Raw genomic sequence first — 25,625 nt, 5'->3', positions numbered from 1 at the left:
CACCTCACTGTTCCAATGCGGCGAACAGGCTGCGCAGTCTGATTTTCACCGCTCCCAGATTCGTAATTTCATCGATTTTGATCTGTGTATAGATTTTGCCTTCTGCTTCCAGTATCTCGCGCACCTCGTCGGTGGTAATCGCGTCTACGCCGCAGCCGAACGAGACCAGCTGCACCAGGTTCATATCCGGCCGGGTGCCGATGTACTTTGCGGCGGCATACAAGCGGGAATGATACGTCCACTGGTTGAGCACGCCGGTGCGGAATTTCTCCACGCGGTTGCTGATCACATCCTCCGAAATCACGGCGGCGCCGAGGCTGGTGATCAGCTTGTTGATGCCGTGGTTGATTTCCGGGTCAAGGTGGTACGGGCGGCCGCTCAGCACGATGATCGGCTTGTGCAGGCGTTCCGCTTCTTCAATGATGCGCTCGCCCTCCTTGTGCACCTGTGCAAAATACCTGTCGTATTCCTCATAGGCGGACTTCGCGGCCTTCTGAACCTCATGCAGGCTGATGCCGGAGAAATACTGGTTCAGAATCTGGTGCATTTTAATGGGGAAGTCGCGCTTTCTGTGAATGCCCACATAGTCGTGGATAAAGGTTTTCTGCTTGAGCTCCTCTACGTTGGCCGAAAGCACCTCGGGATAATATGCGACCACCGGGCAGTTGTAATGGTTGTCGCCCAGTCCCTCGTCCAGATTATAAGACATACAGGGATAAAAGATGGTATCGATCCCCTGCCGCAGCAGCGCTTCAATGTGTCCGTGCATCAGCTTTGCGGGGAAGCAGACCGTATCGGACGGAATGGTGTGCTGCCCGTCCAGATACAGCGAGCGGGTCGAAAGGGGAGAGGGGATCACTTCAAAGCCCAGTGTCGTCCAGAACGAATGCCAGAACGGCAGCAACTCATAGAAATTCAGGCCCATCGGGATACCGATTTTTCCGCGGGGACCGGGTACCGGCTGGTAGCTTTGCAGCAGATCGAGCTTGTAGGTGTAGATATCGAGCGCCGGCCCGCCCTGCTGGCGTGTGACCGGCTTTTCGCACCGGTTGCCGCCGATGAAGCGCCGGTTGCCGCCAAAGTTGTTGATCGTCAGGCGGCAGTGGTTGCTGCACAGGCCGCAGGTGGCTACCTTTACCACGTGGGTAAAGTCTCTGAGCTCCTCATAAGGAAGCAGGGTGCTCGTTTCTTTGGCCCGGCTCTTTGCGTACAGCGCCGCGCCGAACGCGCCCATCAGACCCGAAATGTCGGGGCGGATGACGTTGACGCCAAGCTCTTTTTCAAACACGCGCAGCACCGCGTCGTTCAGGAAGGTACCGCCCTGCACCACAATGTTTTTGCCCAGCTCTTCGGCGGAAGCGGCACGGATGACCTTGTAGATCGCGTTTTTGACAACGCTGACGGAAAGGCCCGCGGAGATATCCTCCGTGGTGGCGCCGTCCTTCTGCGCCTGCTTGACAGAGGAGTTCATGAACACCGTGCAGCGCGAGCCAAGGTCGACCGGATTCTTTGCAAACAGGCCCTTCTGGGCGAAATCCGCAATGTCGTACCCAAGGGTATTCGCGAAGGTCTGTAAAAATGAACCGCAGCCGGAGGAGCATGCTTCGTTGAGGAAAATGTTATCCACCGCACCGTTTCGGATTTTAAAGCATTTCATGTCCTGTCCGCCGATGTCGATGACGAAGTCGACGTCCGGCATAAAATATTTGGCGGCGGTAAAGTGTGCCATCGTCTCCACAATGCCGAAATCCAGGTTGAATGCGTTTTTCAGCAGCTCTTCACCGTATCCGGTCACGGCGGAGGAGCAGATCGTCAAATTGGGGTACTGCTCGTACAGATTCATCAGGTATTCGCGGATGATCGGCACCGGATTGCCGGAATTGCTCTGATAAATGGAATCGAGAAGCTCGCAGTCCTCCCCGAGCACCACCGCTTTTACCGTGGTGGAACCGGCGTCGATGCCAAGGTACGCCTTTCCATTATATTGGGCGATCTCTCCGCGCTTTGCGCGACAGCTCTGGTGGCGTTCCTGAAACTCCCGGTATTCCTGCTCGTCGCGGAACAGGGAGGGGATGGACAGAAAGTCGCTCTTTCCTCGGTATGCTTCTATGTTGGTCAGCGCAGTGTCCAAATCCACAGCGGATTCACTGCTGAATGCGGCGCCCATCGCCACGTAGTACAAAGAATTTTCGGGGCAGACGCCCTTTACCTTCAAAGCGGTGTCAAAGCTCTCCCGCAGTTCAGAGAGAAACGTCAGCGGCCCGCCAAGGTAGATCACCTTGCCGCGGATCGGGCGGCCCTGCGCCAGGCCGGCGATGGTCTGGTTGGCCACGGCGGCAAAAATGCTGGCAGAAATATCGCTTTTGCGCGCACCCTGATTGAGCAGCGGCTGAACGTCAGACTTGGCGAACACGCCGCAGCGCGAAGCGATGGTATAAATCTTTTCGTGCTGCGCGGCCAGCTCGTTCATCTCTTCCAGAGAAAGGTGCAGCAAAGTTGCCATCTGGTCAATAAACGCTCCGGTTCCGCCGGCGCACGAACCGTTCATGCGAACCTCGGTTCCGCCCGTCAAAAACAGGATTTTCGCGTCCTCGCCGCCCAACTCGATAATCACATCCGCATCGGGAATCAGCTTGCCCATAGCCACACGGGTTGCGTAGACCTCTTGAATAAAGGGTAAGTCGCAGGTCTGGGCAATTCCCATTCCCGCCGAGCCGGACACTGACAGATAAGCGGGCGCTCCGTTTAAAACTTCCGCCTGAATTTTGCGCAGAAGCTCCGCCATTTTTTCAGTGATCTGTGAAAAATGCCGCTCATATGATTGATATACAATTTGATTGTCATCGTTCAACACGACGCACTTGATGGTCGTGGAACCGACGTCAAGTCCGATTCTCATCCTATCGTCCCATTTCCTCCGCAATATTTTGGCTGTTTTGGCTTTTGCATTTCATGAACAAGGCCGGTCTGGCGGCCCTGTATTGATTAATATGACACGGAATTGAATTAGTTAGGTTGCTTAACTACTTTTGCTGTTCCTATTGTAATGCAGATTTTACGTTTTGGCAAGCGCTGCGCGCCGCCTTACGGAATTTTAAGAGATTTACACAATTCATTTACTATATATTGTATGGATATGTTCTAAAATACACCTGATTTAGTAAAAAATTGAAACATTGGCAGGCGCTGCATCACAAAAAATAGAAATTGTTCTCTATCACTTTACCGTGTTTTTTGGCGAATGTCAATTTCTGGAGGCTGTCTTTTTATCGCGTTTCATTTTAGAAAAAGGATGATTTCTTCCTCTGCCGCAGGCGGAGGAAGAAATCACTGGATTGGACATCAGATCATTTGTATAGAAAGGGACGATACTGCGAAAAAAATGGAATTTTGAATCTGCGGTGTTGACAAATGAAAAGCGCCGTCATATAATAGGGGCAATAACAGAAACCTGTGAGTAAGAGTAGTAGCCGGGCAGGATGTCTTTTCAGAGAGCCGCATGCGGTGGAATTGCGGTAAGAGATCGCACGGGGAATGGACTTATGAGGGCGGGGCGAACGGCAGTGTGCCAAGTAGTCTGCGACGGGGGCTCTGCCCGTTATCAGTGGAGCGCATATCAAACGGGTATGTGAGAAAAGAGGGCGCAAAAGCGTCAATTTGGGTGGTACCGCAGGAGCAAACGCTCTTGTCCCTGAGCAATCGGGGGCAAGGGCTTTTTTTATTGTCCAACAGGAGGTGGGGCGTATGCCGGATGGCTGGTGGAAGCGCAGAACCGATCAAAAATTCCTCAGAAATCATATTGAAATAATGCAAAGAGAAAGGTTTGATATTCCTATGAAAAAGCTGATTACGAAAATTGCCGCAGTTTCCCTGGCCGCAGTCATGGCCGCAGGATTTGCCGGATGCTCCAATGGCACCTCTGCTTCTTCCGCCGCTTCCGGCGGAGAGAAAGCATTAAAGATCGGTGTGATTCAATACGCGCCGCATCCGTCGCTCGATAACTGCTACACAGGTTTTGTAGAAGGACTGAAGGAAGCCGGATATGAAGATGGCAAAAATTTGACCATCGATTTCCAGAATGCGCAGGGCGACGCTTCCAACAGCGACCTGATCGCGAAGAACATGGTTTCTTCCAAATATGATATGCTGGTCGGCATTGCCACCCCGTCGGCCATGTCCGCTTACAGCGCGGCCAAAGAGACCGATATCCCCGTGGTGTTCACCGCGGTTTCCGATCCTGTGGCGGCGGGGCTGGTCAAGAGCCTGGAAAAACCCGAAAACAACATCACCGGCAGCTCCGACGTTCTCCCGCTGGAGGAACAGGTCAAGATGATCCGTGCCTTCCTGCCGGACGCGAAGAAAATCGGCGTGCTCTACACAACCAGCGAGCCGAACTCCGTCAGCCAGCTGGCCACTCTGAAAGAGGTTGCGAGCAAATATAATTTTGCAGTTGTGGAATCCGGCGTCGTCAATGCGTCTGAGGTTGCTTCCGCCGCAGCGTCGCTCGTCAGCAAGGGCGTCGACTGCATCAATAACTTTACGGACAACAACGTCGTCAACAATCTGCAGGTGGTTCTGCAGGCCGCAAACAAGGGCAACATCCCGGTATTCGGTTCCGAGATCGAGCAGGTGAAAAACGGCTGCCTGGCCTCTCAGGGAATCGACTATGTTGCGCTCGGCAAAGAAACCGGCAAAATGGCGGCTTCGATCCTGAAGGGCGAAAAGAAAGCCGGAGAAACCCCGGTTTACATTGTAAAGGATTTTGCCCCTGTCTATAATGCCGATGTTCTGAACATTTTCGGCATGACCCTGCCGAAGGATTACGAAAATGCGCAGGCGGTCACGGAAGATTCCGCGGCATCGAGCAAATAATAACACAAACAGCGTTGTGATACTGTGATGCTGGATTCAAAAGCCTGATCTGATTTGCAGTTTCTCTGCCCGCCGAACACGCGGCAGAGAAATTGCTGTGTGTTCAAACTTGATTTGTACGGAAAGCGGGTAACAGTGAATGGATGTTTTTTTTGGTCTGTTCTTCAACGTAATGGAGGAAGGCCTGATTTACGGAATTATGGCGATGGGCGTGTACATTACCTATCGGATTCTGGGGTTCCCGGATCTGTCGGTAGACGGCACGTTCCCGCTGGGCGCGTGTGTAACAGGGGCTTTGATTGCCGTTGGCGTAAATCCCTGGGTCGCGTGCCTTGCGGCCTTTCTGGCCGGCGCGGCTGCCGGCTGCGTCACCGGGCTGCTGCATGTAAAGCTGCATATTACCGACCTGCTTTCCGGTATTCTGGTGATGACGGGCCTGTGGAGCGTGAACCTTGTGGTGACAAGGGGCTCCGCGGTGCTTCCTTTCTACAATAAGCCGACCATCTTTACCTCCGGCCCCATTGTTCACCTGATGCCGCCCGGTATGCAGGATTACCGTGTGGTGCTGATCGTGCTACTGGTGGTCATCGTGGTTAAAGTGCTGCTCGATCTGTATTTAAAGACGAAGTCCGGCCTGCTGCTTCGCGCTTCGGGCAATAACCCGCAGTATGTGATCTCGCTCGGCAAAGACCCGGGACGAATGAAGATCGCCGGGCTTGCGATCGGCAACGGCTGCACGGCTCTGGCCGGCTCCATTCTGGCGCAGCAGACAGAAACCGCAAATATCTACGGCGGTACGGGTATGGTCGTTATGGCTCTGGCCTCGGTCATTATCGGTACCAGCCTGTTCGGAAAGATCAAGTTCATTCGCCCCACCGCCATGGTGGTGATCGGTGCAATCCTGTATAAAACCTGCCTGGTGATCGCGATGCAGCTCGGCCTGCCCACGAACTACCTCAAGCTGCTGATGGCCCTGCTGTTCACACTGGCTCTGGTAGGGAATCAGGCGTTTTCGGGAAGGAGGAAGCATCCGCATGTCGTCAACCCAACTCAAATCTGACAGCATGGTCAGTCTGCGGAATATCTGCAAAACCTTTTCTCCCGATTCCGTCAGTGAGGTCGTTCTGTTTTCCGATTTTAATCTTGAAATCCTGCCCGGGCAGTTTGTTTCGGTGGTCGGCAGCAACGGCTCCGGCAAAACCACCATGCTCAACCTCATCTGCGGCAGTATCGTGCCCGACAGCGGCAGCATTCTGCTCAAGGGTGAGGATATCAGCAAGATGAAGGAATTTCAGCGTTCCAAATCGATTGGCCGGGTATTTCAGGATCCCGCAAAGGGAACCTGCCCGGAGCTGACTATTTTAGAGAATATGGCTCTCGCGGACAATAAAGGCTCGTTCTACGGGCTTTCCCGCGGCGTGAGCCGCCGCCGCACCGATGAATACCGCACCATGCTGCAGCGCCTTGATTTGGGGCTTGAGGATAAGCTCAGCGTGCAGGTGGGCAGTCTTTCCGGCGGGCAAAGGCAGGCGCTGGCCCTCTTGATTTCGACCATGACGCCGATTGATCTGCTGATCCTCGATGAGCACACGGCGGCGCTGGACCCTCGATCCTCCGAAAATGTAATGCGCCTGACACAGGAGCTGGTGACGGAAAAGCACCTGACGACGCTGATGGTGACCCACAATCTGAAATATTCGATTCAGTACGGCAACCGGCTGCTGATGATGCATCAGGGTCAGGCGGTGATCGACGCCGCGGATGAGGCAAAGGAAGCCCTGTCTACGGATGATCTTCTGAATCGCTTTAATCAGATCAGTCTTGAGGTCGGGAATTAAATCTTTTCTCAAAAATAAAAGAAAGCGGCGTGCAGCGCCGCTCTCTTTTCAAGATTAATTCAGAATATTCAATTGCCGTAGGACGAAAGTCCTGCGGCTTTTTCTTGTCCAAAAATCTGCTCACGAAGTCAATGCTCTTCCTCGTCAAACGAATACTCATTCAGTTCCGGGTAATCCAAAAATTCCGCAAGTGTCATGTTAAATCCAAGGGCAATATGATGGAGCGTTTGAACGCGCGGGTCTTTTGTCACTCCGCGCACGATGTTGTCAATGGTAGATTGATTCAGGCCGCACATGGATGCCAGCTTGTTATAGGCGATCCCCCGCTGTTTGCAGAGGGTGGATATCCGCATCACAATGATCTCAGAATATGTCATAAGCATCTCCTACCTATATTCGGGTTAATAAATATATGATAATTTAGATAAAAGATGTTTTAACCCGAATTCGGGTTGACAAATGAAATATATCTGTGATAAAATTACCTATATTCGGGTAATTGATCCTTTGAATAAAAATAGTAATGTCAGGTGTTTTGAAGATGAGTAATCAGAAAGCGGAAATATTGGCCAAGAAAGCTCTTGAGTCTGTGGCGAAGAAAAATGGGGTGAGCATCGAAGAAGTCAGACGCGAAATCGAAATTGTAATAGCCGCTGCAAAAGCAAATAGCGATCCGGAAATTCAAGCATTTTGGATATCGATACCACACAAAGGTGAGATTCCAACGCCGGAAGAAGTAATTCTGCATCTTGTTGAAATGGAGCTTGGGAATACGCATCACTAATACAGTATTCTCTTTTGATCGCTCATTCGTTAGGCGTCTGTTTTTGAAGTGACATTCTTATAGATGTGTTGTGGGAGACAGTATCCCAAAGGCGAATTCCGTACACCGGAATCTTTGAACTAATATATCTGTCATTCACCCTTTCTGTGCTTTTGCAGACGTCTGCATGGTAAGGCGGCTACCTTGGGGGCCGAGACTTCGTCTTTGTCCTGTTTCGGTAGCCGGGAACAAGAAAATTTCGCCCGGAATTCACAGAAGTCTCTTCTGCTCCACCTCTTCTTTGAGGAGCTGAAGCTTCAGATATTCCGCCACAGCACAGCGCCCGACAATGCTCAGGGAAAGTACATCTGTCAAAAAGCGTCCGGTTGAGTATCCTTCCGCGATTTGCTGATTCAGAACGTCCACACCCTGCTTACAGTCTGTTCGGCCTAACAGATAATCGGTGGATACGTGGTAAAAATCGGCCAGAGCAATAATGGAGCGAGTTGATAGCTGCGATTCTCCTTTTTCGCATCGGGAATAGTGCTGTTGTGTTGTTCCCAAGACGGCTGCTATGTCTGATTGTCTTAAATCTCTATCTTCGCGTAAATCGCGAATGATTTGATTTATTGCTTTCATTTCAACCCTTCCTTCAACATATATTTATACGAAAACGATCTTATCACACGCTCTATTTACGTATTGACTTGCACAAATATTATATGTATAATTTAAAGAAAAACACTTATTGTGTGTTTTTTTGGTTTGCGGAAATTATCTGAATACCTTTCTGTCATTTCTCTCAAAGGCCGAAAATCCGCAATTGCCGGGGTGCTTTGGGGGAACGCGGTCTTTCAATGGCTGAACGATTTTGCAGGTCCCGGGTTGGCGGTGTACGATCTCGATCGAAGAAAATTGCGGTCCGCCGAATCGGTAGAAAGGGAAGTAATGGTATTAGAATCTTTATCAGATGTGAAGAATCTGCTCTGTGTATTGAGGGTGTTTTCGTCTTCGGTGTATCTTGTGGATTCCAACTGCGGGCTGATCCTTTACGATGATTTGCGGGGACTCAATTCAGAGGAGCTGTTTGAAGGCTCTTTGGAGGGAAGCTTCGATTATCAGATCCTTTTCGGGCCGGGTGCAACGCTGAGCGTATCTGCGGATGATTCGGCGATCTGCAGTATTGTCCGGATTCCTCTTGTAGTGGGGGAAAGAGCCTGCACTCTGGTTATGACCCGTTGCACTTCCCGTCCGGAAGAAAAAATCGAGGATGAAAATGTCTGCCGGGAAACAGTCTATACCGATTTCCTCACGCATCTGTACAATCGCCGGTATATCGATCTTCGGCTTCCAGCCGACCTGCAGAGCTGCTTTGAGCAGGATCAGCCGATGAGCGTTCTGTTTATCGATATTGACTATTTTAAGAAAATCAACGATCATAACGGCCATGTGGCCGGCGACTGCGTACTGCATGGAATCGCCGTTCTGCTGCAAAAGATGGTTCCGGCCAAGAGCGGGTGGGTAGCCCGTTACGGCGGCGATGAATTCCTGGTCTGCCTGCCGGGCTGGGAAAGCGATTCTGCCAAGCAGATTGCCTGCCGTATCCGGGATTCCATTCGCGGCCACGTTTTTCGCACCACCTATGGGGAAATCGCCATCACCTGCAGCATCGGTGTAGAGACGGTCACCGCAGACTGTGCGCCGAAGGCTGTGGATGAACTGATCTATCTTGCGGACAAAAAGCTGTATCAGGCCAAAAACGCCGGAAGAGATCAGGTGGTATGACCCGGGGGATTAAAATAAAAAAACTGTTTTTCTGAAAAATCAATATGATTCATGAAAATCCATCCCGGACGAAACGTCCGGAATGGATTTTTTTGCTTCATCGCAAAATCATGCCCGATGTGAGGTTATGGAAATGCGCCGCCCGAATGAATACTTGCAGGGAAAAAATCCATAATAGCATCTGGGTGATAACATTGAAAATTGGAATACCAAAGGCGTTTTTATATTATCGGTACGGCTGTTTGTGGGAGACATTTTTTCAGGAGCTGGGGTGCGAGGTCATCATCAGCAGCGAAACCTGCAGAACGATTCTGGAGGATGGGATTCGTCATTCCGAAGCGGAAAACTGCCTTCCGATGAAGCTGTATTTAGGGCATGTGGAATCGCTTCTGGGGCAGTGCGACGCGGTTCTGGTTCCCCGGTTTGAGGGAACTCGCGGCAGTGAGGAATTTTGCGTCCGTTTTTTGGGGCTGTACGATATTGTGCGCCACACATTTCCCTGGGCCAAGCTGATTACTTACAATTTAAAGGGGAGCACACGCTCTGAAATGTTTGCCTTCTGCGCGATGGGCCGCCAGCTTGGAAAAAGTGCGGACCAGTGCTTTCGCGCGTATCAGCGCGCCAGACAGCGCCAGCAAAGTCAGGATTTGGCACGGATGAAGCGTCAGCAGCGTGTCTGTGAAGGCGACGGCCTGAAAATCCTGATCGCCGCACAGCCGTATATCAGTCATGATTCCTTTATCGGCGGGCCGGTCTGCCGGATGATCCGGGAGCAGAACGGAACCGTCCTATTTTCCGATTACTGCAATCGCCGCGCCTGCAGCCAGAAATCCAAGGCAATCTCGACCGAGCTGTACTGGACGATGAATAAGGAGATGATCGGTGCGATCGAGCTGTATAAAAACCGTGTGGACGGCGTGATCCTGCTCACCGCGTTTCCCTGCGGAACGGATTCTCTTGTCAACGAGCTGGTGATCCGGCGGGTGCATGAGGTTCCGGTGATTCAGCTCCTCATGGACGAGCAGCAGTCGGACGCCGGGCTGCAAACCCGCATCGAGAGCTTTCTGGACATTCTGGGGGAAAGGAAGAGGGTTTATGGATAAGCAGCTTGTGTTCAGCTTTCCCCACATGGGGGATTACCATGTGGTCATCCGCTCGATGCTCGGGGAACTCTTCCCTGGGCAGAGGGTGATCTCAGCGCCGCCGACCACCCAGCGCACGCTGGAGCTCGGCAGCAAATACAGCCCTGATTTTGTCTGCTCCCCGTTCAAATACAACATGGGAAACTATATCGAGGCGCTCGAGGCCGGGGCCAACGTGCTGCTGCAAACAGGCCTTGGCTGCCGTTATGGCTATTACGGAGAGGTTCAGGAACAGATTCTGCGAGACTTGGGATATGAGTTTGATTTTCTCTGCTTTTCCCGGGCGCACGTAAAACCGGAAAAGATCTATCGGGTACTCCGGAATCTGGAGTGCCCGCTTTCCATGCGCGAAATTCTGAGTGTGATGATGCGCACCGCGGAAAGCCTGAGAATCATGGATGCGCTGGATTACTATATTCGCGAAAATGTAGGGTTCGAGACCATCCCGGGCTCTTTTGAAAAGCTTCAGAAGCAGCTTTTAAAGGATTTGAGCGAGCCGAGAACCATGCTTCAGCTGGAACGCCTCAAGCAGCGGTACGCGCGCGCCGCGGGCGAGATACCGGTGAAAAAAAGCGCCATGCCGCTTCGCGTCGGGGTGATCGGGGAGCTGTACACCCTGATGGAGCCGTTCAGTAATTTTTATCTGGAAAAGCAGCTGGCGCGCAGAAATATCAGCGTCAGCCGCAGAATGAGCGTGTCGTTTCTGCTGTTTGGAAAGAAAGATCGCATCTCTCTGCGGGAAAGCGGAGGGTATTTAAAATATACGGTAGGAGCCAATGGCGTGGATAGCGTCTGCCAGGCAAAGCAGTATGCCGAGCTGGGCTACGATGGGTTGATCCACATGAAGTCGTTCGGCTGTATTCCCGAGCTGAACGTGATGCCCGCTTTAACACGCCTGGAGCAGGACTACGGCATGCCGATCCTGCACCTGAGCTTCGACGCCAACACCAGTGAGGTGGGCGTGGAAACAAGGCTTGAGGCCTTTGCCGATATGATTGACATGAGGAGGAAAAAAGCGTATGGAACAGCTCGTGTCTCTGGGGGTTGATATCGGCTCTATTTCAACCAAGGGCGTGCTGCTGAGCGAAGACGGCCAGGTGCTTTCGGAGGAATACCTCTGGACGGAGGGCGACCCGGTAGGGGCGGTCAAGCGGCTGGTGGGCATTCTGTTTGAAAAGGCGCCCGGCCCGGTCAGTGTGCGTACCGTCGGAACAACCGGCTCCGCGCGGCGGCTGATCGGCAGCATGCTGGGGGCGGACGTGGTCAAAAACGAAATCACAGCCCACGCGGTCGGGACGCTGTCGCGTCACCCGGGGGTGCGCACCATCTTAGAGATCGGCGGGCAGGACTCGAAGATCATTCTGATCCGCGGCGGGGTGGTTTCGGACTACGCGATGAATACGCTGTGTGCGGCCGGTACCGGCGCTTTTTTATCGTCGCAGGCAAAACGCCTGGGGCTCGAGGTGGAGTCTCTCGGTGATCTGGCGCTGCGTTCCCAGTCGCCATCCAAAATTGCCGCCAGATGCACGGTGTTTGCGGAATCGGACATGATCCACAAGGCCCAGACCGGCCACAGCAAGGAGGATATTGTGGCGGGGCTGTGCCGTGCGGTCGTTCTGAACTATTTAAATAATGTGGGTAAGGGAAAGCGCATTGAAGAACCGATTGTGTTTCAGGGCGGCGTGAGCAAGAACAGAGGGGTCGTGCGGGCGTTTGAAGAGGAGCTTCACTCCGGCGTTACGGTGGACCCGGAATCCCACCTGATGGGCGCGATCGGCGCGGCGATTCTGTCGCGTTCCGCATCAAGAGAGCGGCCCTTCGATCCGTCCCTGCTGGAAATGACCTTTACGACGAAAGCCGGGGAATGCTCCGGCTGCCCGAACCGCTGCGAGATTGTCCGGTTTTACCGGGGCGACGAGCTGCTGGATGCCTGGGGCAACCGTTGTGAAAAGGGTTTAAACAGATAAAAAAAGAACATTTTGGTTCGTCTTTCTGGCATCAGATTTGCTGCAGGAGATTCTCTCTCCTGCGGCTTTTTTGTCAGAAGCCCTGGCCGCGGATACATACGCGCCCGCCTGTGAAGACGCTTTTTCGTTTTCAGAAGCAAAATCGACCTTTCCGCTTGTTGAAGGCGAAAAATAGTGATATGATATTGCATATGCCATCGTGAGTGCGTATCGGGCCGGGGTGCTCCCTGTTGTAGAAGAACGATCGCTCTCTCAGTGACGAAACCGGAGGTAGTGCGTGAAATGGTCGAGGAAAAGGAAGAAGCGAATGGTTTTCTTATTGCTCGGTTTGTGCGTGATCCTTTTTTGCATCTGGCAGAATAACAGCATTGTGATAACCAAATCGGTCTATCGCAATCCTAAAATTCCGGAAGAATTTAACGGATATGTGATCGCCCAGATTTCCGATTTGCACAATAAAGAATTTGGCAGCGGGCAAAATGCTCTGCTGAACCGGCTGGAAAGCGTGTCGCCTGATTTGATTGTCATTACCGGTGATCTGGTGGATAGTAGGCGGTATCGTTTGGATCCGGCCATGCAGCTGGTAAACGGCGCTGTGAAAATCGCCCCTGTGTACTATGTATCCGGGAATCATGAATCAAGGCTCAGACAATACCCCGAAATCAAAAGCCGCCTGACCGATGCAGGGGTTCATGTGCTGGAGGACGCGGCGGAGAAGATATCCATCGGGAACAGTTCCATCGAATTGCTGGGGCTGCGGGATCCCGCGTTCGCCGATTCAGACGATACGGACGGGGATCATACGGCGGAGCTCGCGGGCCATCTGGCCCGATGGTCGTCGCCGGATGCCTTTCAGATTTTGCTTTGCCACCGTCCGGAGCTGTTTTCATTGTATACGGAACATCACATGGATTTGGTGTTTACCGGCCATGCCCACGGGGGCCAGATTCGGCTGCCGTTTGTGGGCGGGCTCGTAGCGCCGGGCCAGGGCATCTTCCCGCGGTATACCAGCGGCTCTTATACACGGGGCGCAACGACGATGGTTGTCAGCCGGGGGCTGGGGAACAGTCTTTTTCCGGTCCGGGTCTTTAATCGCCCGGAAATCGTCGTGGTTACTCTGCAAAGCAACGCATAACAAAATGTCCGAATGATTATAATATCGCCTGGTGGCTGTGCGGAGAGAACGGCCCTGCGCACCGGCGGTGGAGGGTGGACCAAATGGAAGTTGAAAAAGAAAAAAACTCAAAAGCGTACGAAAAGGTATTGGATTATTTGCAGCAAAAGCTAAAGGATGGAACTCTTTCGCTGGGGGATTCCCTTCCCCCGGAGCGGAAGCTGGCAGAAGAGCTCGGGGTGGGGCGCAATTCCGTGCGGGAAGCCATGCGACTGTTGGAGCACATGGGGTTTATCCGCAGTGAGCACGGTGCGGGCAACTTTATCTGCTGCGACATCAGCCAAAGCCTGAAAGATACCTTCGGTCTGCTGTCGCTGCTGCAAAGGATCAGCTACCGGCAGCTGGCAGAGCTGCGCAGAGGGCTGGAGCTGGAGGCCGCCATGCTTGCCGTGGACCGTATTTCTGCGGATCAGATCGCGAGGCTGGAAGAACTCGTTCAGGGGCTGCGCACCCATGAAGGGGAAGAGGCCGACCTGCTGGATAAGGAGCTGCATGAGCTGATCGCCATCGCTTCGGGCAACGAGCTGATCATTCAGATTCTGCGCGCGCTGTCGGATTCCATCGACCGCTTTATCCACGATCTGCGTTACAATATTCTGCTGCACGACGACACAGGGCACAAGCTGCAATACGCGCACGAACAGATCGTCAACGCATTGTGCCGCCGGAATAAGCTTCATCTTTCTCTGGCGGTGCAGGATCATTTTGCGCTGATTGAGGAATACATGCTCGAGCAGGGTTTTATGGCTGATTTTTCTCCCCCTCAGGAAGAAGAGCCTTTCGAGGAGGAATAGAGCTTTTGGCGGCCTGCTTTCCAGTCGATCCACTTGAAAAGTGACGCTACATAGAAGCGGCGATTGCTTCTCCATCATTCGTGGGGGAAAGAAGTTAACGGTTGATATTACTATTATAAATGAAAAAGAAAATAGAGCAGGGCAGATCGTCGATCTGCCCTGCTCTATTTGTAATAAACCGGTAAAATTGCAGAAAAAAGGATTATTTTTAAAACCGTTTGTGCCTCCGGAGCAGGAAGAGCAAAGCCGCGTACTCGCCCGGCTTCCCTCATACTCGCTCGCTTCCCTTCGATTACAGCAGGGGAAGAAAGAAGAGTCATTACAGCTTTGCGTCTATGCTCTCAGGTGGAGAAGACAGGCAAACGGGAGGGGGGATAAGAGAAATCAGGCTTCTGCCTTCGCTTTGCGGATTTCCTCGATCATCGCGGGGATGACCTTGACCGCGTCGCCGATAATGCCGACGTTCGCCACATCAAAAATAGCGGCGTCTTCATCCTTGTTGATTGCCACAACAAAGCCGGAGGAGGACATGCCGGAAACGTGCTGTGTCGCGCCGGAAATACCGCACGCAATGTACAGCTTCGGCGCAACGATCTTGCCGGACTGGCCGACCTGATGCGCTCTTGAAACCCAGCCGTCTTCAATTGCGGGGCGGGTAGCGCCTACCACGCCGCCCAAAAGGGCTGCCAGCTCTTCCACCAGCTTAAAGTTTTCCGCGCTTCCCATGCCGCGGCCGCCGGATACGATCACATCGGCGTCTTCCAGGTTTACGCTCTCGGTCAGCTCCTTGACCGCTTCGCGGATCTGCGTGCGGATGGAGTCGGCCGGAACGGAAACCGCCTTCTTTTCTGCCGGAGCGGTATTCTGTGCGGTTTCAGGCTTTGAGAACGCGCCGGTGCGCACGGTTGCAAACTGCACCGCGGAGTTTTCGATGACCTCTTCCGCCAGCACAGTGCCTCCAAAGCGAGGGGTAATCCAGTGCAGAGCGCCGTCTTCGATGGAGACAGCGGTTACGTCCGCAACACAGCCGCTCTGAAAGCGGGCCGCCAGGCGGGGCACAATCCCCTTGCCCTGCGGAGTGTTTCCCATCAGGAATACGGCGGGATTTTCGTCTTTTACGAGCTGCTCCAGCACGCCGGTGTATTCATCCATTGAAAAGGCGGTGTAAGCGGGGTCATCCACAACAACTACCTTGTCCGCGCCAAGAGCGGCAACCCGCTGTGCAGCTTCGTCCAGCCCGCTGCCAATCAGCACAGCGGTCACTTTCTGTTCGGCAGCGTCGGCGATCGTTCTGGCCAGCGTCAGCAGCTCCAGACCGACGTTCACGGGTTTTCCGCCGGCGGTTTCTACATACGCCAATACGTTTTGAGTTTGATTTTGTTCCATGTTTCAATGCTCCCTTACAGCGCTTTTGCTTCGACCATCATGGCTACGGCCCGGCGGGCGGAATCCTCGCAGGTCTCTTCTTTGATTTTTACCCCGGCCACCTTCTGGGGCGGCTCCGCAAACCTTACGGTGCGGGTGAGGGCTGCCTGCTTGCCGACTTTGCCGGCATCCTCGCCCAAATCTGCCAGAGAAATGGGGTCGATGGGCATCTTCTTCGCGGCCAGCTTGCTCTTGATGGTGGGGTAACGGGGCGCGTAGGCCGGGGTATTCACGGTAACGACGCACGGTGCTGCGGAATCGATCAGGTTGTAGCCAAAATCGGTCTCCTGCTTTGCGGTGACGGTGCCGTTTTCGTAAGAGATATCCGTCAGGTTGGTAATGAGGGGCAGATTCAGCAGCTCGGCCAGCTGTGCGCCGGTTTGGCCGGTGGCCTTATCGGTGGCCTCAAGTCCGCAGAAAATCAGGTCAAAGGGCTTGCCGGATTTCTCTTCCAGCTTGGCCTTGGCCGTGGCCAGAATCCGGGCCTTGCCCAGACTGTCGGAACCCTCAAAAGCGGGATCAGTCAGCAGAAAAGCATGCTGTGCGCCAACTGCCAGACAGGTTTTCAGCGCGTCGCGGGCGCTTTCGCCGCCCACGCTGATCACCGTAATTTCACCGCCGACCGCTTCTTTCAGGCGGGTCGCCATTTCCAGGGCATAGGTGTCAAACGCGTTGACCACCTGCGCCACACCGTCCAGATCGGGCGTTCCATCCGCCTTCAGGCGGATTTCAGCCGCGTCGTCCGGCACTTGCTTAATACATACCAGTATTTCCATGTGTTTCGTTCTCCTTGCAGAATAGTAAGGCGATTGATTCTTTCCCCGCCGAAGGCGGGGAAAGAATTGCTGTGTGCTTGTGTTTCGTTCTTTTTACAAAAAGAATGCCTTTGCTTCTCTTCACGTTAAAGACGGGGAGAGAAGCACCATTTGTTTCAAGTTCCGTTCCCCTTGCAGGAACATGCGTTTTGAAAACGGTTGATTCTTTTCCCGCCGGGGCGAGGGAAGAAATCGCAGTTTTCACGTAAGTCACTTTGAGGGTGACAGTGTAAGCGAGCGTTTCAGCGAATCAGAAGCGCCCAATGGTATTATTGGCAACAACAATGCGCTGAATCTCGTTGGTTCCCTCAAAAATCTGGAAAATCTTCGCGTCGCGCAGCAGTTTTTCCACCGGATATTCACGGCTGTAGCCGTATCCGCCGAACATCTGAATCGCTTCGGAGGCAACCTCCATCGCGATATCGGACGCATAGCACTTTGCGATCGCGGATTCCTTGCTGTAAGGCAGGCCGAGATCCATCAGGGTAAGGGCATGGGCCACCATCTGGCGGGCAGTTTCAATCTTGATGGCCATGTCGGCAATTTTGAACTGGAGTGCCTGATTTTTCAGCACCGGTTTGCCGAACTGAATTCTCTCTTTGCCGTAGGCGATGGCTTCCTCCATGCCGCGCTGGGCGATGCCGGTGGCAATACAGCCCATCCATGCGCGGGCCTGATCCAGCGTTTTCATGGCGATGGAGAAACCCTGTCCTTCGGCGCCGATCAAATTGGAAGCGGGAATGCGGCAGTCCTCGAGCACCACGTCGCAGGTGTTGGAGGTGCGGATTCCCATCTTATCCTCTTCATGTCCCGTGGAAAGACCGGGCGTGTCTTTCTCGATGTAGAACATGGAGATTCCCTTGGTACCGGCGGATTTATCGGTCATAGCGGTCACGCAGTAAAAGGACGAAACCGCGCCGTTGGTAATAAAGCATTTGCGGCCGTTCAGAATGTAGCTGTCGCCATCCCTGACGGCGGTGGTCTTGCCGGCGGAAGCGTCGGAGCCCGCGCCGGGCTCTGTCAGGCAGAAAGCGGCGAAGCCGCCGTCCACGATCAAATCGCACGCGCGCTGCTTTTGTTCCTCGGTGCCGCCGATCAGAACGGGCTTCATGCCGAGTCCGCTTGCGGAAATCGTGGTGGCAAAGCCGGAATCGGCAATCGCCATCTGCTCGATCAAAGCGGCAACAGAGACACGATCAAGGCCCATTCCGCCGTATTCCTCGGGAACCTCGAGCATATGCAGCTGCATTTCAATTGCCTTATCATAAATCTCTTTCGGCCATTCACCGGTTTTGTCATATTCCTTGCATTGCTCCTTGACTTCTTTTTCGCAGAATTCCTTTACTGCACCCAGCAGCTCCTGGCCTTCTTCAGAAATGATATATGCCATTGCTTTTTCCTCCGCTCAAAATAATGTGGTTTCTGATCCAGTTCTTTTATCAAAGAATAGAATCAAGGTTCTTGTTTCTTCCCTGCCGAAAGCAGAGAAGAAATCTGTTTTTTGTTCTTCATGGAAGCTGTTTCTTACAGCTTTAAGCAGACTTTTCCGGGGTTCAGAATCGCCTTCGGATCGAAGACGGATTTGATTTCTTTCATCAGGCGCATGTTCACCGGGCCGGCCATTTCAGAAAGATAAGCCTGCTTGCCATGGCCGATGCCGTGCTCGCCGGAAATGAGACCGCCGAATTCCGTTGCCTTGGCGTAGGCTTTCTTCATAAAGTCGTGCACCTGGCTCTTGAAGTCCTCCAGCTCCATGTCGTTGGAGCAGGTGTAAATGTGCAGGTTGCCGTCGCCTGCGTGGCCGAAGCTCTTGATCTCGAAGCCGTAATCCGCCTCGATAGATTTGATGTAGGTGAGGTACTCCGCGATTCTGCTGGTGGGCACGACCACGTCGCATTCATCCAGCAGCTTGGTCTGCGCTTCAATTGCCTCAAGGAACGAGCTGCGGGCTGCCCAGGCGTCCTTTTTCAGCGCCGGGGTATCGGCGACCAGAACGTCCAGTGCTCCGGCTTCCAGAACGACTTCGGAAGCTTTCTCGATGATCTCGTCGAGCTGATCGGCGTTTTCGCCGTCAAAGGTAATCAGCAGGTAGGCGTTGACCTGGCTGCCCTCAAACTCCTGCGGGAATACGCTTTTGCCGAGGTAAGCCTCAGAGGAGATGACGATCTCGCGCTCCATGAATTCCAGCGCCTGGGGCTGCAGGTGTGCCAGCATGATCTGCGGAACAGCGGCGATGCACTCCTCCAGGTTTTCAAACAGGACGATCAGGCTGACGACTTCTTTCGGCTGGGGGATCAGTTTGAGCGTCAGCTCAGTGATGATACCGAGCGTGCCTTCGGAGCCGATCATCAGGTGCAGCAGGCTGTAGCCGCTGCTGCTCTTTGATACGCTTGCGCCCAGGCGGACGATTTCGCCGGTGGGCAGTACGACCGTCATGGCGCGTACATAGTCGCGGGTGGTGCCGTATTTCACGGCGCGCATGCCGCCAGCGTTGTTGGCGACGTTGCCGCCGAGGGTGGCGAATTTCTCACCCGGATCCGGGGGATAGAGCAGGCCCTGCTTTATGGCGTCCTCCGCCAGATCGTTGAGCAGAACGCCTGACTGAACGCGGACGTTCAGGTTCTCTTTGTCATAGCCCAGAATCTTGTTCATCTTGGTGGTGGAGAGAACAACGCCGCCGCAAAGCGCAACCGCGCCGCCGGTCAGGCCGGTGCCCGCGCCTCTGGGGGTGACGGGAATGCTGTTCTCATAACAAAGCTTCATCACAGCCGCCACTTCTTCTGTGGAGGTGGCTTCGATGACGACCTCAGGACAGGCTTTGCCGTAAATCGGCATTTCGTCATGGGTGAAATCGTCGTTGATGTCTCCGTTGACGGAAACACGGTTCGGTGCGATCTGCCTGAATTGTTCAATCAATTCAGGGGTGACCTTGTTGTACTGACTCATACTGCATGTTCCTTTCCTAATTACTACAAATGATTTATCCAATCCATACTAGAGGCTGCTTGCTCCTAAGATTTTCAGTTCCGGCAAATACCCTGCCCAAAGGGGAGGTTCAGGCAGGCGCCGTGTTCCGGGAAACAAGCGCCGTGTCGCTTTCAAACCAAAGAGAGAAGACTGTACCCAAAATAAGAAATCAGGCCGAAAATCACGATGTACAGTAGGTAATATTTGAGAGTGGTGCGAAGGATATTGCTTTCCTCTCCGCTGGTTCCGGTAGAGGCCACCGCGATCGTGATGCTCTGGGGCGAAATGATTTTGCCGGCCGTGGCGCCGATGGTGTTGGCGGCCACCAGCCAGATTTCCTGCAGGCCGATGGCACGGGCGGTCTCTGCCTGCAGCGAGCTGAACAGCACGCTGGAGGAGGTTGCGCTGCCGGTAACAAAGGTGCCGATCGAGCCGATCAGGGGCGCTACGAGCGGGTAAGCCGTGCCGGTAACCGCTACCAGGAACGCGGCGATGTCGCGGGTCATGCCGCTGTATCCCATGATCTTCGCAGCGGCCAGAATTGTGATCAGCGTAATCATGGTTTTCAGCATCTGCTTCAGGGTCTGAACCAGCACCTGCGCCATGTCAGAAAGGGTGGCCTTTTGCAGCAGCCCGCCCAGAAACGCGGCAATGAAAATCAGAACGCCGGGGGTGGTCAGCCAGGAAAAGGTATAAGGCGTGGCCCCTGCGCCCGCGTAAATGACAACGCTGGTTTTAACCGCAGCAAGCACATTGTAAATCGGGGGCACCAGCTTTGAAACGGTGAGCAGAAAGACAAAGATCAAAAGGAACGGGGACCACGAGATCACAGCCTCGCGCAGGCCCGGATGCTCCTGCTTCTGCAGCTCGGCGCTGGTTTCCTCAGAAAGCTGATACTCCTTCGGGGTGTTCTTACAAAAGACCTTTGCCGCAAAGATGGTCAGCAGCATGCTTGCGACCGATCCGGTTACCGCAGGCAGTTCCGCGCCGATGAAGCGGGCCGCGAGAAGCTGTACCGCCGCAAACCCAAGGCCGGAAATCAGCGCGATGTGCCAGCTGCTTTTCAGGCTCTTCAGGCCGCCGCCGGTGATCGTGACCAGCAGGAACGGGGTCAGAACGACCATGAGGAACAGCTGCAGCGATACCACGACTGCCGTAGCCTGCGGGTCAAGGCCCGAAACAGACGCGGCTGTCACGGTGGGAATACCGATCGACCCGAATGCCGTGGGGGTGGCGTTTGCCACCAGACAGACAACAGCGGCGAAAATGGGATTGAAGCCGAGACCGCACAGAATGCTGGCGGGGATGGCAACGGCGGTTCCGAATCCGGCCATTCCTTCCATAAATCCGCCAAAGCCCCAGGCGATGATCAGTACCAGCACCCGCTTGTCGTTTGAAACGGATGTCAGCATTTTTTGAATTTTTGCCATAGCCCCGGTTTTCACGGTGAGGTTATATGTAAAGATCGCGGCGATGATGACGAGAGAAATGGGCCAAAGTGCCATTGTCGCGCCTTCCAATCCGCCGGTAAATACCTCAATTCCGGGTGCTTTCCAATACAACAGTGCCAGTAGAACGGTAATGACGAGCGCTACAGGACAGGCTTTGTAAGCAGGCATTTTCAGGTAGCATAAGGATACAACAAGCCATAGAATCGGCAGCAGCGCAAGAATAAATTCCAGAAACACAATTGCTCCTCCTTATTGGCGCCTTTGATAATTGAATTGATACTACCAAATTGCGCATGAAATGACAGAGCACTCCCCTTGCACTGTCACTTTGTCTTATTATCCTCTGGAAAAAACGCTTTGTCAATAACAAAATTTGTGCATTTCGATTGATTATATTAAAAATGTTAAGAATATACATTAAGAATGAAAGATTATTGGCTCTACCAATATAGGGAAAGAATACCGTCTTTGGAAAATCTGACGAAAGCCGGAAAGACTTTCAAAAAATGACACGGGAATTCGGGCAGAGTATCTGAAAATCAGGTGATTCCATCATACAGAAAACGTTTCAAAGTATGGAAGATCATTCATTTGACCCTGATCGTTCCACTGAGTTGCATTGGAATGTCCTCTGCCGATTCTGCAAATGCGCGGAGCAAACACGGTTTTGTATTGAATGGCGGAGAGAATCGTCATTCCGCGTAAAATAAAAACAGGCACAGCCAAGCAGAACATGCTTTGCCGTACCTCAATGAAAAAACGGACAGCTTATCACTGCCCGCCGCAAATATGTGTGATTTTCTTCTGAAAAGGGATCAGGTGTTTTTCATAATAACGCTTTCCACCACATTGGCCACATCCTCACATGCGTCGCAGCAGCGCTCCAAGCGGTTGAAGATTTCGGTCCAGGTGAAGATTTCGATCGGATCGGAGGGATCGGCGTACAATGCGTGAATCGCGTCTGTGTACAGCTTGTCTCCGTCCTCCTCCATCCGGTTGATGTCTATAATCATCTGGTGGATGGTGCCGGATTTGTTAAAGTTATGAAACTCCTCCATCATCGACTTCATGGCTTTACAGCAGGAAACGATGATAGAACCGAACTGCAGCGCCTCGGGGCGAATGACTTTGGTGTGGAACATGTACAGGCGAAGCACAACGTCCTCGATTTCATCGGTCACGTCGTCGATCGTCTGGGCCAGCTCAATAATATCTTCGCGCTCAATGGGGGTGATGAATTCCTTGACAAGGCGGCTCATCATCACATGCTTGCCCAGATCGGCTGCGTGCTCAATGGCATGCATGTCCCGAATACAGGCGTCCATCTTTTCCGGGTGGTAATTTTTCAGTGTTTCCAGCAGCAGATCGGCAGCCTGCATGCAGTAATCGATGCCCTCAGACAATACACTATAATAATATTGATCACTTTTTCTCGCCATAGTTTCGATTCTCCTGTTTCGTCAAGGTGTCGGCATATGCCGGATTTAAAAGATCGTCATAAACAGTTTAGCCATCAGGAAACCAATAATTCCGCATCCGGGGAAGGTAAGTACCCAGGTCATTACCATTTCGTTTACGATGCCCCAGTTAACGGAAGAAAGACGTTTTGCGGCGCCAACACCCATAATGGAGGTGGTTTTGGTATGTGTGGTGGAAACCGGGATGCTTGTCAGGGAAGAAAGCAGCAGACAGGCTGCGGCTGCAAGGTCTGCCGTAAAGCCCTGGTGCTTTTCCAGCTTCACCATGTCCATGCCGACGGCCTTGATAATGCGGTAGCCGCCGATCGAGGTTCCGAGGCCCATCACCAGGGAACAGAACAGCATCAGCCAGATGGGAATCTGAAAGTTCGGCACGTTTGCTTCACCCTTGGCCAGGAACATTCCCAGCATGAACACGCCCATGAATTTCTGGCCGTCCTGCGCGCCGTGCATAAATGCCATGGCAGCGCCGCCGCCAATCTGTGCTTTCTGGAAAAACGCGGTCGTACGCCGGCGGTCCATTTTACAGCAGATGGATTGCGTAATCTTGGCACTGCCCCAGCCCATGGCAAACCCCAGCAGGGTAGAGAGCACCAGACCGTAAATGACCTTGATCCATTCCGCGCCGTTGATGCCGGAAAGGCCGCCGTGCAGGGCAATCGCCGCGCCGGAAAGACCGGCGATCAGCGCGTGGCTTTCACTCGTTGGGATTCCAAACCACCAGGCGGCGGTGGCCCAGATGACGATCGCCAGCAACGCGGCGCACAGAGCGACGAGGGCTTCGTGCGTATTGCCGCTGAAGTCGACCATGTTGTAAATGGTAGCGGCCACACTGGCATTGATGGAAGTCATAACAAAAACGCCTAAAAAGTTGAATACGGCCGCCATCATAATGGCGGCTCTTGGTGCCATGGCGCGGGTAGACACACAGGTGGCAATCGCGTTGGGGGCGTCCGTCCAGCCGTTTACAAGAATCACTCCGGTCGTAAGCAGCGCAGTGATTCCCAGCATGGGGTAAGCCGATATCCACGATATAAAATCTGTTAGTGAAACAGTCATTTACACTCCCCTTACATGAAAAATTAATCAATTTTTAACCTGTTTTTAAAATTGTTCGTTTTCATTATATCACATCTTCTCAGAAGCGAAAGATATTTTATTTGGAAAAAGAAAAGTTCTCAAACTATATCAATGATCGCGCAATTTTCAGGGAAAAAAGACGTAAATGTTCACAATAGTTTTCCCCAAAAATCAAAAACCGAAGAAACGGCAAAGATAAAAATGTATAGAATCACAAGGAAAATCAGGGCTCTTTAATATGATTTTTATAGTAAATCATTAAATAGTTTTTAAAAGTGTGTCAGCATAAATAAAAACTTTCATCGGCAGAAGTGATAGAAAAAATTATAATGATATGAAATATAAATATAGATATAAATTATTATTTAATCATTAAAAATGATTAAATAATAATTTATATCTATAAGCGAAATAATAACTTGTATTTAAATCAAGGCCGAAATCAAACAATTACTCCGGGAGCTTTTTATTGCAGATGAAAAGTTTCGAAAACGAATGGACTTAAGTTGAAAAATATGGTATGCTTTTCTTGAATATTATGGATGTTACCTGATATTTGAAGTTTAAAATGAAAGGAAGAGAATCAATGAGCTTAACAGAGAAAATGAACCTTTATTTGGCCAATCAGGAAGTTGCGTTTATTAAGCTGCATAATCTGCATTGGTATGTGCAGGGAAGTGCGTTTTTTACGCTGCATGCAAAATTTGAAGAATTGTACGACCATACCGCAGATGTCATCGACGAAGTTGCGGAACGCCTGCTGGCTTTGGGTCAGGCGCCGATCGCGAACTTGAAGCAGGCTCTTGACATTGCTACGATCAAAGAACTGAACAGCGCACCGATTACTTCCGAAGAATCGATCCATCAGCTTTGCACCGATGTTGAGTACTGGGTACGGGATACAAAAGAACTCGTTGCTTTAGCGGAAGAAGAGAAGGATTCTGTCACTGCAGACCTTTTCAATGGATATCTGGAGCATTACGAAAAACTGCTTTGGATGCTGCGTGCCTATCAGGCATAACCCCATCGCAGTAACGTACTGAAAAATCGGCCCTTGCTGCCTCGCTGTAAGCGTGGTGACAAGGGCCGATCTGTTTTTTAGGATCATTGAAAGCAGTGCTAATGCAGAAAACGCTTCTTTGTGAAAAGCTGCCGCCAGGGAGGGAAAGCAGTCATTGAGACAGAAGAGTTCTTCCTCCGCTCAAAATCCGGCAGGATCATGGAACCATGCGATCCTCTATTCGGCCTCAAGGGCTTTTTTGATTTGAGAAATGGAGAGGCCGTCGTCCTTCATCTGCTTGATCCATTGAATACGTCCTATGGCTTTGGTTCGCTTGTATCGGCGCGTCAGATTTTCTTCCTCCTGCTCGAAGGGCAGCATGCCTTCCTCAGTGTAGTATTTCAGGGTGCTGTATCTTGCGCCTGTCAGCCTGACCAATTCCCCGATGGTGACATATTCCGCGGCCTGTATTACATCCAGCTTTCTTTGCCTTGACAAGAGCGGTCACCTCCCTGTTACGAACCGGCGCTGCTGCCGACAGAGGCCATTACCGCGATCAGCGTGTCAACGTAATCGATCATTTTCTTGATCATAGAGCCGGCTTCACTTTTTTTGATCTCTTCTATGCGGCGGTTCAGGGTGTCCGACTCATATTTTGAAAAATAGTTTTTAATCAGACCGCTTTTCTGCAGTAATGCGCCAAGCACAAGTGTTTCGTCATCTATCGGGCCGCCCTCCAGAAACTCTGCACGGATTTTCTCAACGGTTTTCCTTACCGCCTCCTGATTCGGCACATAGACGGGCCTGTTGTGAAACAGTCCACCGATTTCGGGGGAAACGACCTGCTGTTCCACCATCGGCAGGCAGAGCGCGCGCAGAAATTCATCCGGGAGCCTATGGGACGAAAAGACATATTTGACCGCAAGGTCATATACCTTCAGGGGCTTGCGGTTCGTTAAGATGGCGTAAAGCGACTCCAGATGGGCTTGACTGCGATCCAGTTCCTTTAGGACAACAATTTTCTTTTCTTCGTTTATTGAAATCGTACCGGAATACAACAATTCTAAAAGTCCG

The 25,625-nt window shown here is 52.4% G+C and carries 23 protein-coding genes; 11 read left to right on the top strand and 12 right to left on the bottom strand.

Going from position 1 to position 25,625, the window contains the following annotated elements; genetic code table 11:
* Positions 1-4: 4 nt before the first annotated feature.
* Positions 5-2,899: an acyl-CoA dehydratase activase-related protein gene (locus tag TY09_RS13300; protein WP_074432639.1), complete on the bottom strand. Its 2,895-nt coding sequence runs from the start codon at positions 2,897-2,899 to the stop codon at positions 5-7.
* An 845-nt stretch (positions 2,900-3,744) separates the two neighbouring features.
* Here TY09_RS13300 and TY09_RS13295 point away from each other — a divergent pair.
* The 3 genes from TY09_RS13295 (at position 3,745) to TY09_RS13285 (ending at position 6,710) form a co-directional block, all read left to right on the top strand.
* Entirely contained in the window at positions 3,745-4,872 is a 1,128-nt protein-coding gene (locus tag TY09_RS13295) for an ABC transporter substrate-binding protein (protein WP_042435309.1), read from the top strand.
* A 139-nt stretch (positions 4,873-5,011) separates the two neighbouring features.
* The gene (locus tag TY09_RS13290) at positions 5,012-5,932 is read left to right on the top strand and encodes an ABC transporter permease (protein WP_009059818.1); all 921 of its coding nucleotides are present in this window, start codon (positions 5,012-5,014) and stop codon (positions 5,930-5,932) included.
* A complete protein-coding gene (locus TY09_RS13285; protein ID WP_242841500.1) occupies positions 5,907-6,710 on the top strand; it encodes an ABC transporter ATP-binding protein in 804 nt (267 codons plus the stop codon). Before TY09_RS13290 ends, TY09_RS13285 begins: the two co-directional genes overlap by 26 nt.
* 128 nt (positions 6,711-6,838) lie before the next feature.
* Here the strand turns inward: TY09_RS13285 and TY09_RS13280 are convergent, their stop codons facing one another.
* A complete protein-coding gene (locus tag TY09_RS13280; RefSeq protein ID WP_042435306.1) occupies positions 6,839-7,087 on the bottom strand; it encodes a helix-turn-helix domain-containing protein in 249 nt (82 codons plus the stop codon).
* A 164-nt stretch (positions 7,088-7,251) separates the two neighbouring features.
* On the opposite strand from TY09_RS13280, the gene TY09_RS13275 reads away from it, so the two are divergent.
* Entirely contained in the window at positions 7,252-7,494 is a 243-nt protein-coding gene (locus TY09_RS13275; RefSeq protein WP_042435304.1) for a hypothetical protein, read from the top strand.
* A 249-nt stretch (positions 7,495-7,743) separates the two neighbouring features.
* On the opposite strand, the gene TY09_RS13270 is transcribed toward TY09_RS13275, so the two are convergent.
* On the bottom strand, positions 7,744-8,112 hold the full coding sequence (locus TY09_RS13270; protein WP_035316590.1) for a helix-turn-helix domain-containing protein: 369 nt from the start codon (positions 8,110-8,112) through the stop codon (positions 7,744-7,746).
* Between the two features lie 309 nt (positions 8,113-8,421).
* On the opposite strand from TY09_RS13270, the gene TY09_RS13265 reads away from it, so the two are divergent.
* The 6 genes from TY09_RS13265 to TY09_RS13235 all read left to right on the top strand — a co-directional run bounded on the left by TY09_RS13265 (position 8,422) and on the right by TY09_RS13235 (position 14,335).
* A complete protein-coding gene (locus tag TY09_RS13265; protein WP_242841499.1) occupies positions 8,422-9,258 on the top strand; it encodes a GGDEF domain-containing protein in 837 nt (278 codons plus the stop codon).
* A 185-nt stretch (positions 9,259-9,443) separates the two neighbouring features.
* Positions 9,444-10,361: an acyl-CoA dehydratase activase-related protein gene (locus TY09_RS13260; RefSeq protein WP_242841498.1), complete on the top strand. Its 918-nt coding sequence runs from the start codon at positions 9,444-9,446 to the stop codon at positions 10,359-10,361.
* A complete protein-coding gene (locus TY09_RS13255) occupies positions 10,354-11,448 on the top strand; it encodes a hypothetical protein (protein WP_042435298.1) in 1,095 nt (364 codons plus the stop codon). The genes TY09_RS13260 and TY09_RS13255 overlap by 8 nt, the downstream gene beginning before the upstream one ends.
* Positions 11,420-12,367 carry an acyl-CoA dehydratase activase gene (locus tag TY09_RS13250; protein ID WP_009061828.1) on the top strand — a complete coding sequence of 316 codons (948 nt, stop codon included), beginning with the start codon at positions 11,420-11,422 and terminating at the stop codon, positions 12,365-12,367. Before TY09_RS13255 ends, TY09_RS13250 begins: the two co-directional genes overlap by 29 nt.
* Positions 12,368-12,674: 307 nt before the next feature.
* Positions 12,675-13,502 (top strand): metallophosphoesterase, encoded by an 828-nt coding sequence (locus TY09_RS13240; RefSeq protein WP_042435292.1) that lies wholly within the window; start codon positions 12,675-12,677, stop codon positions 13,500-13,502.
* A gap of 83 nt (positions 13,503-13,585) precedes the next feature.
* On the top strand, positions 13,586-14,335 hold the full coding sequence (locus TY09_RS13235; RefSeq protein WP_042435289.1) for a FadR/GntR family transcriptional regulator: 750 nt from the start codon (positions 13,586-13,588) through the stop codon (positions 14,333-14,335).
* 384 nt (positions 14,336-14,719) lie between these two features.
* Here the strand turns inward: TY09_RS13235 and TY09_RS13230 are convergent, their stop codons facing one another.
* From TY09_RS13230 to TY09_RS13195, 7 genes are all read right to left on the bottom strand, one after another.
* Positions 14,720-15,721 (bottom strand): electron transfer flavoprotein subunit alpha/FixB family protein, encoded by a 1,002-nt coding sequence (locus tag TY09_RS13230; protein WP_042435280.1) that lies wholly within the window; start codon positions 15,719-15,721, stop codon positions 14,720-14,722.
* A gap of 14 nt (positions 15,722-15,735) precedes the next feature.
* Positions 15,736-16,536, bottom strand: a complete 801-nt coding sequence (locus TY09_RS13225; protein WP_042435277.1) for an electron transfer flavoprotein subunit beta/FixA family protein — start codon at positions 16,534-16,536, stop codon at positions 15,736-15,738.
* Positions 16,537-16,825: 289 nt separating this feature from the next.
* Complete coding sequence (locus TY09_RS13220) at positions 16,826-17,965, bottom strand: acyl-CoA dehydrogenase family protein (RefSeq protein ID WP_009061831.1); 1,140 nt, start codon at positions 17,963-17,965, stop codon at positions 16,826-16,828.
* Between the two features lie 134 nt (positions 17,966-18,099).
* The gene (locus TY09_RS13215; protein ID WP_042435273.1) at positions 18,100-19,521 is read right to left on the bottom strand and encodes an FAD-binding oxidoreductase; all 1,422 of its coding nucleotides are present in this window, start codon (positions 19,519-19,521) and stop codon (positions 18,100-18,102) included.
* 152 nt (positions 19,522-19,673) lie between these two features.
* The gene (locus TY09_RS13210) at positions 19,674-21,230 is read right to left on the bottom strand and encodes an L-lactate permease (protein ID WP_042435271.1); all 1,557 of its coding nucleotides are present in this window, start codon (positions 21,228-21,230) and stop codon (positions 19,674-19,676) included.
* A 578-nt stretch (positions 21,231-21,808) separates the two neighbouring features.
* Entirely contained in the window at positions 21,809-22,432 is a 624-nt protein-coding gene (locus TY09_RS13200; protein WP_042435267.1) for a DUF47 domain-containing protein, read from the bottom strand.
* Between the two features lie 45 nt (positions 22,433-22,477).
* Positions 22,478-23,530 carry an inorganic phosphate transporter gene (locus TY09_RS13195; protein ID WP_042435264.1) on the bottom strand — a complete coding sequence of 351 codons (1,053 nt, stop codon included), beginning with the start codon at positions 23,528-23,530 and terminating at the stop codon, positions 22,478-22,480.
* Positions 23,531-24,137: 607 nt separating this feature from the next.
* On the opposite strand from TY09_RS13195, the gene TY09_RS13190 reads away from it, so the two are divergent.
* Entirely contained in the window at positions 24,138-24,572 is a 435-nt protein-coding gene (locus TY09_RS13190; protein ID WP_042435261.1) for a Dps family protein, read from the top strand.
* A 216-nt stretch (positions 24,573-24,788) separates the two neighbouring features.
* Here TY09_RS13190 and TY09_RS13185 read toward each other — a convergent pair whose 3' ends face one another.
* Together TY09_RS13185 and TY09_RS13180 are read right to left on the bottom strand one after the other, a co-directional pair.
* Positions 24,789-25,049, bottom strand: coding sequence for a helix-turn-helix domain-containing protein (locus TY09_RS13185; RefSeq protein ID WP_042435258.1), 261 nt, complete (start codon positions 25,047-25,049; stop codon positions 24,789-24,791).
* A gap of 17 nt (positions 25,050-25,066) precedes the next feature.
* A partial coding sequence (locus tag TY09_RS13180; protein WP_042435255.1) for a GOLPH3/VPS74 family protein occupies positions 25,067-25,625 on the bottom strand: 559 nt, incomplete at its 5' end.

It is taken from the genome of Faecalispora jeddahensis (assembly GCF_000577335.1).
GTDB lineage: Bacteria > Bacillota > Clostridia > Oscillospirales > Acutalibacteraceae > Faecalispora > Faecalispora jeddahensis.
Note: the sequence above shows the minus strand (reverse complement) of the source record. Positions and strands in the feature narration are given on the sequence as shown.

Excerpts from the sequence above, each read along its gene's own strand:
- TY09_RS13270 (WP_035316590.1), bottom strand. The coding sequence starts at position 8,112 with ATGAAAGCAATAAATCAAATCATTCGCGATTTACGCGAAGATAGAGAT.
- TY09_RS13200 (WP_042435267.1), bottom strand. The coding sequence starts at position 22,432 with ATGGCGAGAAAAAGTGATCAATATTATTATAGTGTATTGTCTGAGGGC.
- TY09_RS13285 (WP_242841500.1), top strand. The coding sequence starts at position 5,907 with ATGTCGTCAACCCAACTCAAATCTGACAGCATGGTCAGTCTGCGGAAT.
- TY09_RS13275 (WP_042435304.1), top strand. The coding sequence starts at position 7,252 with ATGAGTAATCAGAAAGCGGAAATATTGGCCAAGAAAGCTCTTGAGTCT.
- TY09_RS13195 (WP_042435264.1), bottom strand. The coding sequence starts at position 23,530 with ATGACTGTTTCACTAACAGATTTTATATCGTGGATATCGGCTTACCCC.
- TY09_RS13235 (WP_042435289.1), top strand. The coding sequence starts at position 13,586 with ATGGAAGTTGAAAAAGAAAAAAACTCAAAAGCGTACGAAAAGGTATTG.
- TY09_RS13190 (WP_042435261.1), top strand. The coding sequence starts at position 24,138 with ATGAGCTTAACAGAGAAAATGAACCTTTATTTGGCCAATCAGGAAGTT.
- TY09_RS13290 (WP_009059818.1), top strand. The coding sequence starts at position 5,012 with ATGGATGTTTTTTTTGGTCTGTTCTTCAACGTAATGGAGGAAGGCCTG.
- TY09_RS13300 (WP_074432639.1), bottom strand. The coding sequence starts at position 2,899 with ATGAGAATCGGACTTGACGTCGGTTCCACGACCATCAAGTGCGTCGTG.
- TY09_RS13230 (WP_042435280.1), bottom strand. The coding sequence starts at position 15,721 with ATGGAACAAAATCAAACTCAAAACGTATTGGCGTATGTAGAAACCGCC.
- TY09_RS13280 (WP_042435306.1), bottom strand. The coding sequence starts at position 7,087 with ATGACATATTCTGAGATCATTGTGATGCGGATATCCACCCTCTGCAAA.
- TY09_RS13255 (WP_042435298.1), top strand. The coding sequence starts at position 10,354 with ATGGATAAGCAGCTTGTGTTCAGCTTTCCCCACATGGGGGATTACCAT.
- TY09_RS13240 (WP_042435292.1), top strand. The coding sequence starts at position 12,675 with ATGGTTTTCTTATTGCTCGGTTTGTGCGTGATCCTTTTTTGCATCTGG.
- TY09_RS13215 (WP_042435273.1), bottom strand. The coding sequence starts at position 19,521 with ATGAGTCAGTACAACAAGGTCACCCCTGAATTGATTGAACAATTCAGG.
- TY09_RS13225 (WP_042435277.1), bottom strand. The coding sequence starts at position 16,536 with ATGGAAATACTGGTATGTATTAAGCAAGTGCCGGACGACGCGGCTGAA.
- TY09_RS13295 (WP_042435309.1), top strand. The coding sequence starts at position 3,745 with ATGCCGGATGGCTGGTGGAAGCGCAGAACCGATCAAAAATTCCTCAGA.
- TY09_RS13265 (WP_242841499.1), top strand. The coding sequence starts at position 8,422 with ATGGTATTAGAATCTTTATCAGATGTGAAGAATCTGCTCTGTGTATTG.
- TY09_RS13220 (WP_009061831.1), bottom strand. The coding sequence starts at position 17,965 with ATGGCATATATCATTTCTGAAGAAGGCCAGGAGCTGCTGGGTGCAGTA.
- TY09_RS13250 (WP_009061828.1), top strand. The coding sequence starts at position 11,420 with ATGGAACAGCTCGTGTCTCTGGGGGTTGATATCGGCTCTATTTCAACC.